Genomic DNA, 9,981 nt, shown 5'->3' on the forward strand with positions numbered 1-9,981 from the left:
ACGAATAAAAAATGAATAAAAATTTTAAAAAAATACTAAAAACTAAAAATTTTAAAACACACAAGAAGTTATATTTTTAATGTAAATTTAAAAATTGGAATCTAAAAATTATTTAAAGCAAACAACTTTATTTTTTCCAGCATTTTTAGCATCATAAACTGATTTATCAGCAGCTTTTAAAATTTTTTCCTTTGCCGCGATCTTGTCATTTACCGTAACAACTCCGATGCTTGCAGATCCGATCCAGCAAGCATTTTTAAATTCGATACGTATTTTATTTATTTTTTTATGAATTTTTGTAGCTATTTTTAATGCACCATCAGCATCGGTGCTAGGGCATATTACTAAAAATTCATCTCCACCTATACGGCATATTATATCATCAGTGCGTAGATTAAATTTAAGAACATTTGAAAATTCCACAAGCACAACATCGCCAGCATCGTGTCCAAAAGTATCATTAATGGTTTTGAAATTATCAAGATCGAACATTATGATCGTAAATGGAACTTTACTTTCAGTGTATTTTTGCAAACAGTCTTCAAGCTCATAACTCATTCTACGACGATTTGCAAGTGCTGTTAATTGGTCGGTCATAGCTAAAATTTCTAATTTTTTATTGCTCTCAAGCAACTCTTCTGTGCGCTGTTTAACTTTTTCTTCAAGTGAATTTTTAAGCATCAAAAGTTCTTCATTATATTTCATCAAAACACCAAAAACACCATTAAAAGATTTAACTAAAGTATCAAGCTGCTCGTGATTTACTCCACTAACTTCTTCATATGCCTGTTCTGAAGTATAGCCTGATTTTATAAGTCGCATTTGAGCGGATAAATTTTTATCTATGCCAAGTATATGAAAGGTTAGCCATTGCACCAAAAAGTCAAGTAGTTCCTTTGCCTCAACCTTTATATTATTTGAATTTAAATTTTTATATTTTGATGTAACTTCTTTGATAAAAACTCTGTGAGCTTTGAGATGTTCTTTGGCGTGTCTTGCATCAACGCCTGCCTCCAGCATCAACCCTTCTTCGTTTGAAAAGTGATATTTTTGAATAGCTAACCAGTTCTTCAAAAAGGGGTGAGACATCACGTAAAGTAGTATTTTGTGCAGCAAGTTTATTTCCTAAAGAGTTGATTATTTCAACCAAATATCTATGTTCCGAATCAACTTGTTTAATATTTGTTTCAAATTCTCTTCCCCAAGCAAATACAACTTGTTGTGCCATTTTTTGCTCCTTGCATAGCCAACTCAATTGCGTTTTATTTTATTTTAATATAACTTATATATAAATAAATTTTTGCTAACAAGGAGGTTAATTTATTCTTTGAATATAAATTTATATTTAAACCAAAATTTCTCTCTGACCTTTTGCGTTTACAGGGCTTAAAACGCCCATTTTCTCCATTTGTTCGATTATATTTGCAGCTTTGTTGTAGCCTATTTTTAGGCGTCTTTGTAGGTAGCTGATAGATGTTTTTTGCTCACTTAAGATGATCTCTTTTGCCTCTTCATAAAGCTCATCAAGCTCATCTTCGCCTAGCACGCCAGCAGCCGAGCCTGCGCTAGAGCCCTCCTCTGCTAGAAATTTCTCGTCATAGATCACGTCTTGTTGCTCTTTTAAGAAATTTACGATCGTCTCGATCTCTTTTTCACTAGCAAATGGTGCGTGCAGCCTGATCACTCCAGGGCTTCCAGGAGGCGTAAATAGCATATCTCCTCGCCCTAGCAAGCTCTCAGCTCCCATTTGATCAAGGATGACCTTACTATCGATCCTCTGCCCCACTCTATAGCTTATCCTACTTGGTAAATTTGCCTTTATAAGACCAGTCACGACATCGACACTTGGGCGCTGGGTCGCTACTATCAAGTGTATGCCACTAGCCCTTGCCATCTGCGCTAGACGGCCTATATAAAGCTCCACGTCCTTGCCGCTAGTCATCATAAGATCGGCTAGCTCATCGATGATCACGACGATGTATGGAAACTGCTCGCCACCTTCACTCTTCATCTTTTCGTTGTAGCTCTCAATGTTTTTTGTGCGAGTTTGGCTCATTATCTTATATCTTCGCTCCATCTCAGCGACCATGTTTGAAAGCGCAGTGATCGCCTTTTTCGCCTCAGTGATAACCGGTGTCAAAAGGTGTGGAATGTCGTTATATATGCTAAATTCAAGCATCTTTGGATCTATCATCATTAGGCGCAAAGTTTGTGGGCTATTTCTATAAAGCAAACTTAAAAGCATCGCGTTTATACCCACACTTTTGCCAGATCCTGTTGTGCCAGCGATCAGCAAATGTGGAAGCTTTTTAAGGTCAGTCACAAAAGGAGCACCCACGATATCCTTGCCAAGGGCCATGGTTAGCGGGCTACTCGCATTTTTAAAGACTTCGCTTTCTAAAATTTCTTTTAGATAGATCGTCTCTAAATTTTGATTTGGCACTTCGATGCCAACGACATCTTTACCAGGGATCGGCGCTTGGATACGGATCGTTTGCGCCTTTAGCGCCATCGCTAGGTCATCTTGTAAAGTGAGAATTTTACTAACCTTGATGTGTGGGGCTGGGCGAAATTCAAATGTCGTGACGATAGGGCCAGTGTAGGTTCGCACCACGTCGCCATCTATCTTAAATTTACGCAGTTTGTCGAGTAAATTTGAAATTTGCTGATCGATCTCGGCTTCATTTATATTGTGCGAGCGCTTTGGAGGGTCGTTTAGAAATTTAAGCGGTGGCAAGACAAAGTCTTTTGGCTTTTCGACCTTGCCACGCTCTATCTGATCAAGAAGTTTTTTGTTTTCAGCCACTTCGTTTAAAATTTCAACCCCGCTTATAGTAGCAGGTCTGCTCTCTTGTGCCGGCTCCATCTCTTGCTCAGTTTCTGGCTCACTCTCTAAATTTGGCTCATCATCATTTAGCACCTGAGCATCTATAAGCTCTTCTTCTTTTATCTCTTCGGCTTTTGGCTTTTTGCGCTCTATCTTTGGTATCTGCCTTGCCCTTACCTCTTTTACGCCTCTGCTTTTTTCTTCATAGCCATTTGGCTCTTTATCTACAAAAGCCTTTCTTAAAACAATGACAAAATTTTCTCTAAAAGCAAGTCCAAGTGAGATGATAAATATCATAAGTATTGCAACCGCGGTGCCGATAGCGCCGATGACTTCTTTTAGAGCTGAAACTATAAAGCCACCTATCACGCCGCTATTTGCTCCAGAAGTGGTTAGCGCTTGAAACATCAAAAATGCGATAAAAAATAGAAAAATCCCAACTACAAACTGGGCAAAATCAAAGTCAAATTTCTTAAAATTTTTATATACAAAATAGCCTAAAACGATAAGTAAAAATGGATAAACATAGGCTATAAGGCCAAAATACTTGATATTAAAAACACCAAGACTTTGTCCAAGCAAGCCTACAAAATCAGCAGTCGGAGCAGCCGTAGCGATGCCAAAATATACAAAAAAACAAACAAAAATAGTAAATAATATATGTCTTAAAATTTTAGATCCTTTTGTTAAAAAGGCTTATTATAGCACGCTTGAGTTTAATTTTTAAAAAATCAGCAAGCTAGGCCTGCTGATTTATCATTTTAGTTTAGGTAGTTTAGCAAGCTTAATTGATTTATCTTAGCGCTTGCTTGAAGTGTCGCTTGATATGAGAGTGAAAGCTGCGTAAATTTAAGATATGACTCTGCATAGTCTGCGTCTATAACGTCATTTTTAACAGTTAGCACATTTACTTTCATGACCTCTGCACGCTGATTTGTAGCAGTTAGTAGCTTTGTTTGAGAGCCTATCTTTGTAAGCTCTTTATTTGCATGATCTACCAAGTGATCTAGCCTTTTTAAAGCGCCTTGCATGCCTGTATTTCGTGGGTCGTGATTGTTAGCGTCTGCTCTATAATAGCCATTTCTAACGGCAAATATCATATCATCAAGGTCTTGAAAGACACTTGTGCTTGGCTCATCGATAGTTAAAGCATTGTTTTCGTTAAAGCTAAATACTGAGCCCTTTCCTTGAGCATGACCAGCAATACCAGTGCTATCTCCGTCAAATTTATCTCCATTTTTAGCATCATACATAGTAAGCTCTATATTTGTGACAGATTTTGTCTTGTCAGTTAGCACCATCCTGCCCTTATCGTCTAAATTTACCTCTACTGCGCCTCTAGTCTTTGACAAAGCCTCTTTATAGGCGTTATAGTTTTGATCTCTTCTTACCTTTTCGACATCTGTATCAAAGTTTGCATTTTCTGCGTGCTGAGGATTTGGGATATTATCGCTTGCAGCCATTGCTACGATGTCCATTAGCTGGCGATATGTAAAGTCGCTTGCATAGGTTCTGTAACTACCAAATTCATCTGAGTTATAAACTGTTAAAGTTCTAGTTGGAGATACCGCGCCAGCAGCTGTTGTTGATTTTATATCAAATTGCACAGGAGAGTCCGTGCCACCTGCTTCGCCCATTTTTACTGTGATGTCGTATCTTGTGCCGGTTATTGATTTTACTTGCACGCCTATCTCTTGGCGATCTATGTTGTAAAGCTCCCTCTTTCTAGCATCGACATCTCTTGGGTATAAATTTCTATTGTAGCTCTCTTTTGTGCCTGAAACCTCGCTTAGCTTTGTCTGATCGGTTGCAAACTCACCCGTTCTTCTAGCTACTTGAGGTAAATTTGCGATTAGCTCATTGTCCTTTCGCTCAAATCTAACCTTGTCATAGTCAAATGCGTTTGTTAAATTTCCATCTTTATCAAGATATTTGCTCTTTGTAAATTCAGTTATATGAACCGTTTTTGGCACAGTATCTGCCATATCTTCAAGTGCCTTTAAGGAATTTACATTATTAAGCGTCGTATTTGGAGCTATCGCACCACGATTTGCTGCCACAGAAGTAGCTGCAACCATGTGAAAGTCTATCGTTTGATTGCCCTTTGTGAGGTCTTTTATGTTAAATTGTCCGTCGTTATTTATGCTCACATCGACAACTTTTGTCGTCTTTGTGTTGCCAAATTCCATACCGATCTTCTCCATCAAACCAGCCATTGACGTATCGGCACTCATCTTAAATTTACTCGTAAATGTCGTGCCATCAGGCTTTTTGCCCTGCATGAAAAAGTATGTGTCAGGGAATTTTACATTTGAAGTATCCAAAAAGTCATAATCTGGCTCGATCGTGCCTTTATAAGAGCCATCGCTGCCAACAACTGAGTCTCTAGCGTAGTTTAGACCGATCATATTTTTTATCTTGCTATTTTCGTCAAGATATTTTGGCGCATAAGCGATGTCGGTTCTAGTTTGATCGGCTAGCATCACGTTTGTTGTTAAAATTTTGTTGTAGTCGCCATCTTTTCCTAAAAATAGATCAAATCCCGGGATGTTGTAAGGTAGCTCAACCTGCGCACCAGCTGAAGTTTTCATATAGTCGCGGTTGCCTTGATATTTGCCTGAGCCATCTATCGGCTTAGTATCCACAGCACTTCCTGAGAATAAAAACTGCCCATTTATAGAGGTATTTGCGATATTTACAAGGTGGTTTTTGATGCCTTGAAGGTCGTTTGCTAAAGCTTCAAGAGAGGTTGTGCTATGCACGTCGCTGGCTGCTTGAACGACTTTAGTTTTAAAATTTTCAAGCTGTTTTTCAAATTCTTTCAGTGCATTGTCTGTGTTTTTTGCAAAATTTACTGACTTACCAGTAGCATCTGCCACTTGAGTGAGAGTGGTCGCTTCATAATCAAGCCTCATAGCATCGTTATAAACCGCAGCACCGTCGTATGGATCTTGGATTTTAAGTCCGTTTGAGAGCTGCTGATAGCTTTTATTTACGCCAACCATATTTTTTTGATAGTCGTGCAAAGTCTGACTAAAACGTAGTTGATTTGTAATTCTCATAATTTTTCCCTAAATTTTTATTCACTCTAAGCAAGAATAATTCCGCTTTGTAATATATCGGTGAAAATTTGATTTTTTTTAGTGCGAAAAAGTTTTATTGTATAATCTGCCAAAATTTACATATATAAAAATAGGAAAGAAAATGGCATTAAAAATCCTCTTCTCACCAAGCGAAAGCAAAATTTCTCTAAACACAAGTGATAAATTTGATGGTAAAAATTTGATCTTTCCCAAGCTTTTTAGCAAAAGGGCTGAAATTTTAAATAGATATGATGACTTTTTAAAAAGTGCAAATTTAGACGAGATAAAAAAGCTTTTTGGGCTAAAAGAGCTTGAGGAAAGCGAGCAACTGCGAGAAAGTCTATCTAAAAAAGGCAGTATAAAAGCTATCTTAAGATATGACGGCGTTGCCTACAAGCACCTAAACTACCGCGGACTAAGCGATGATGCTCAAAAATATATAGATAATAATGTTTTGATATTTTCAAATTTATTTGGGCCAATTTTAGCAAAAGATGAGATAGCTGAGTACAAACTAAAACAAGGCGAAAAGTTAGCCGGCTTTGATATTTCAAAATTTTATGAGCAAAATTTTAGCAAGGCGGTCGATAGCTTTTTAGAAAATGATGAAATTTTAGATCTTAGGGCTAAATTTTATGAGAAATTTTATGTGATAAAAAAAGAATTTACGACATTTTGTTTCTTGAAAAACAAAAAGATACTAAGCCACCATGCAAAAGCCTATAGAGGTGAGGTTTTGCGCCAGATCGCAAATGCTAAAGTGACAAACAAAGATGAACTAATGGCTCTAAATTTTGAAAATTTAAAACTTGTGGATATGAAAAAGATAGGGCTAAAAAACGAGCTTACGTTTGAAATTTGTGAGTGAGAGTTCAAAATTTGGTCTTTTTTACTAAAAAAATGCAAAAAAAGAGCTAAATTTAGGGAAAAAGTATTGTATTTTTTTTTAAAAGAGTGTAGAATTGCCCCATAACTTCTTAAAAGGATGGTTCATGAAAAAAGCTGAATTTATTCAAGCGGTTGCCGACAAGGCTGGTCTTTCAAAAAAAGATACTCTAAAAGTTGTTGATGCTACTTTGGAGACAATCCAAGCGGTTCTTGAAAAAGGCGATACAATTAGCTTTATAGGCTTTGGTACTTTCGGTACTGCTGACAGAGCTGCAAGGAAAGCTAGAGTTCCTGGAACTAAGAAAGTAATCGACGTTCCTGCTAGCAAAGCAGTCAAATTCAAAGTTGGCAAAAAACTTAAAGAAGCAGTTGCTGCTGGTGCTGCTAAAAAAGGTAAAAAGAAATAATTTTCTTTTTCGGGGAGCAACTCTCCCCTTTTTCTTTCTTCTCACAAATTTAAAATTTCAATCTTAACTTAGCCCGAGTGGTGAAACTGGTAGACGCGTCAGACTCAAAATCTGATAAGGGCAACCTTGTGTCGGTTCGAGTCCGACCTCGGGCACCATTATACAATATCTTAAAAAATCCAAATACATGTAACGATATATAGTTATAAGTAATTATTTTTTACTGAATAACAACGGAGCATGAAATACCAATTTTCTCTGGAACACCTTTTTGCTTTAAACATAAAAGAAGCTAGGCGGTTATGCCATGAATGATATTAGCATCTTAAGCACAAATGTAAATTCATATACTAAGCAACAACACAAGCAAGATAGATCTATAAATTTTAGTGATATTTTTAACGAAAAAACCAAAGAAAAGATTAGCGAACCAAGCCAAGAACCTGCTAAATTTACTTATACCACTTCTTCGCAAAATAGCCTCATCTCTTTAAATTTCAGTGATCTTCAAGCTTATGGCTACACAGTGGATAAAGCTGGCTTTATGGGAGCTGACTTTAACAAAGCTGCAGGCTTGCCACAGGACTTTAAAATCCATAAAAGCACGCTTGATGAGCTTAGTAGATTTGCCGAACGTAACCATGTGCTAAATCGCATCAAAAGCAAAGACGAGCAGATAAAGATCTTTGATAACATCGATATGGCTGACACCATAAAGCACTACTACAGACTATTTGACCAAATGACCTCTGCCTTAGGTGATGATAAAAAGAGCTACACCCTTGCAGATATAGGCAAACTACCAAAAGGCTACAGCACAAAAGGCACTCACTATGATGCCAAAGGACATTTGCTAAAAGATCTATCAAACTCCACTATCTCAAATATCTACTCTAGCACTGATGAGCTAAATAGCGCCAAAACTCTTAGTAAAGAGCTTTCAAGTGCAGGCGTTAGGCTCATAGTAAAAGAGGTTGATTTTACGATGAGCGAGGCAGGTGACGAGTTTAGTTTTAATCCTGATATCTCTTTTTATAAGTCGGATGAAGGTTATAGCAAAGAGGCTCTTTTCATGGGATTTTTACGTAGTTCTAGACCGCTACCAAGTGATAGTGCAAAGACTAAGCTTAGCAGTGCTGCACTAAATGATATCTCAAGCACTGGAGAGCATAAAGAGTACTTTGTGGATTTTGAAAAAGTGGGTAAGGACAATGAGAGTATCAAAGCACTCATAAAAGAAAGACTTAAAGAGCTAACGCTTTTAATGTATGCAAGATCAAAGAACATTAACGCAGAGAGTGTCACTTCAAACGAATATGAGAAATTTAAGCCAACTAGCGAAGATATAAATTCTCTAGCAAATTCTTGGAGTGAAAGGATAAGTTCTATTAGCAATACTTTTTTGTAGAGAGAAGTCATATATAAACTAAATTGTTGAAAGGTCGATTTAAACAAAGAGAGATTTTACTCAAATAAATTTTTTGAGAAGTCACTAGGTAGTTTAAAACTTACTAAGGATAGTAAAATGCAAATTTCTAGCTCGCCGTATCCTTATCTGTCTAGAGAACACATAGCTAGTGAGATGGGCTTTAAATTTAACGATATAAACGAGATCCTTGATAACAATATGGGATATGGTATGAGCTTTCCTAAATACGCAAGGCTTGATAGAAAGGCTCAAGCTGCGGCTTACGATAGACATATATATCCGCTATCTGGCTTTACAAAAGGTGATGAAGCAAAAGTCACTATCATAGGAAAGCTTAGAGGCTACGATCCTGATTTTACAAGCGAGCAGTTATCAGATCTTAAAAATTTCATAAATGAAAGCAAAGGTTTATTTGTAGAATACATACAAGGTCAGCAAGCAAAACCAGACAATGATAAGCCAAAAATTTTAAGAGATACCCCATACACTGTAAATGAATTTTTAAATGAATATCGTGGCGATCGCCAGCTACTATTTATGCAAAACTCAAGGACTGTCGATCTGCTTGATAGCGATATGAGCGTTGATGAGTTTAAAGAGGAGTGGGCTAAATATGCATTAAAAGAGCGATTTAATATAACTTTATCTAGCGAAGATGCTAAAAATGCTGTCAATATACTAAAAGAGATGAATGAAAAGGGCATTCAAGATATAGAGAGCGTTGAAGAAGAAAAAGACGACACCAAAGAGAAAAAATTTACTCCTATCCAAGCTGAAAGCAAAAACACTGAAACTTATGACATTACTAAGGATGAGAAATTTTCATATTTGCTCAAGCTTCAAGAACTTGAGAGAGAACGAGGTATCGATGTGCTTCGCATTATGCAAAAACTTGAAGAAAATGGTAAAAAAGTTTTTGATAAAAAGATTTAACTTTATCTTTAGTATCTAGCACAAGCCGCTGCTAAGTTATCCTATGACAAGCTCGTTCTGCTTTATCCATCAAGCCATCTTATTTAAAATTTGCTTCTTATCTATCTTTTGCATAAGCTCTAAGACATCTATGCCTCTTTTTTCTTTGAAATTTAAAAGCTATCTTGCATAGAGAAATTTTTGATCCTTATTTATATCATAGGTCTCATACTTCTTCTTAACCTGCATAGGTTTAAATTTCTTCTCAGCCTGCTCTTTAGCAAAATTTGCATTGTATTCTTGCTCTTCTTTAATTATCTGCTTTCTTTGTTCTTCAACATCCTTTGTAGCTTTCTCTCTTGCTTTGGCAAATAATATTTTAAATTCATCTATGCTTAGGTCGGTTCTATCTAAAAGACTAAGCGACTCCTTGTT

The 9,981-nt window shown here is 36.7% G+C and carries 7 protein-coding genes, 1 tRNA gene and 3 pseudogenes; 5 read left to right on the forward strand and 6 right to left on the reverse strand.

The features are described from left to right. Positions 1-108: 108 nt before the first annotated feature. The 5 genes and pseudogenes from FZ945_RS08230 to flgL form a co-directional block, all read right to left on the reverse strand. Positions 109-1,074, reverse strand: coding sequence for a GGDEF domain-containing protein (locus FZ945_RS08230; protein ID WP_222862615.1), 966 nt, complete (start codon positions 1,072-1,074; stop codon positions 109-111). Further along, a complete protein-coding gene (locus FZ945_RS09920) occupies positions 1,001-1,228 on the reverse strand; it encodes a hemerythrin domain-containing protein (protein WP_148803141.1) in 228 nt (75 codons plus the stop codon). The genes FZ945_RS08230 and FZ945_RS09920 overlap by 74 nt, the downstream gene beginning before the upstream one ends. Before the next feature lie 117 nt (positions 1,229-1,345). Next, positions 1,346-2,809: pseudogene (locus FZ945_RS08235) on the reverse strand (DNA translocase FtsK); the annotation flags it as partial. Between the two features lie 273 nt (positions 2,810-3,082). Further along, a pseudogene (locus tag FZ945_RS10665) lies at positions 3,083-3,499 on the reverse strand (DNA translocase FtsK 4TM domain-containing protein); the annotation flags it as partial. A gap of 89 nt (positions 3,500-3,588) precedes the next feature. After that, complete coding sequence (gene flgL, locus FZ945_RS08240) at positions 3,589-5,889, reverse strand: flagellar hook-associated protein FlgL (protein ID WP_148803137.1); 2,301 nt, start codon at positions 5,887-5,889, stop codon at positions 3,589-3,591. Between the two features lie 142 nt (positions 5,890-6,031). Between flgL and FZ945_RS08245 the strand changes: the two genes are divergently transcribed. The 5 genes from FZ945_RS08245 (at position 6,032) to FZ945_RS08265 (ending at position 9,567) form a co-directional block, all read left to right on the forward strand. Next, positions 6,032-6,778, forward strand: coding sequence for a YaaA family protein (locus FZ945_RS08245; RefSeq protein WP_148803135.1), 747 nt, complete (start codon positions 6,032-6,034; stop codon positions 6,776-6,778). A 124-nt stretch (positions 6,779-6,902) separates the two neighbouring features. Next, entirely contained in the window at positions 6,903-7,205 is a 303-nt protein-coding gene (locus FZ945_RS08250; RefSeq protein WP_012001719.1) for an HU family DNA-binding protein, read from the forward strand. A 71-nt stretch (positions 7,206-7,276) separates the two neighbouring features. After that, positions 7,277-7,363, forward strand: a tRNA-Leu gene (locus FZ945_RS08255). A gap of 149 nt (positions 7,364-7,512) precedes the next feature. Further along, positions 7,513-8,613, forward strand: a complete 1,101-nt coding sequence (locus tag FZ945_RS08260; RefSeq protein WP_262367165.1) for a Cj0814 family flagellar-dependent secreted protein — start codon at positions 7,513-7,515, stop codon at positions 8,611-8,613. A 117-nt stretch (positions 8,614-8,730) separates the two neighbouring features. Continuing rightward, positions 8,731-9,567 (forward strand): Cj0814-related protein, encoded by an 837-nt coding sequence (locus FZ945_RS08265; RefSeq protein ID WP_148803133.1) that lies wholly within the window; start codon positions 8,731-8,733, stop codon positions 9,565-9,567. Positions 9,568-9,636: 69 nt separating this feature from the next. Here the strand turns inward: FZ945_RS08265 and FZ945_RS08270 are convergent. Then, positions 9,637-9,981 (reverse strand): annotated as a pseudogene (locus FZ945_RS08270) (Cj0814-related protein); the annotation flags it as partial.

Origin of the sequence: Campylobacter concisus (assembly GCF_902460535.1) — a bacterium.
In the GTDB taxonomy this organism is placed as follows: Bacteria; Campylobacterota; Campylobacteria; order Campylobacterales; family Campylobacteraceae; genus Campylobacter_A; species Campylobacter_A concisus_AS.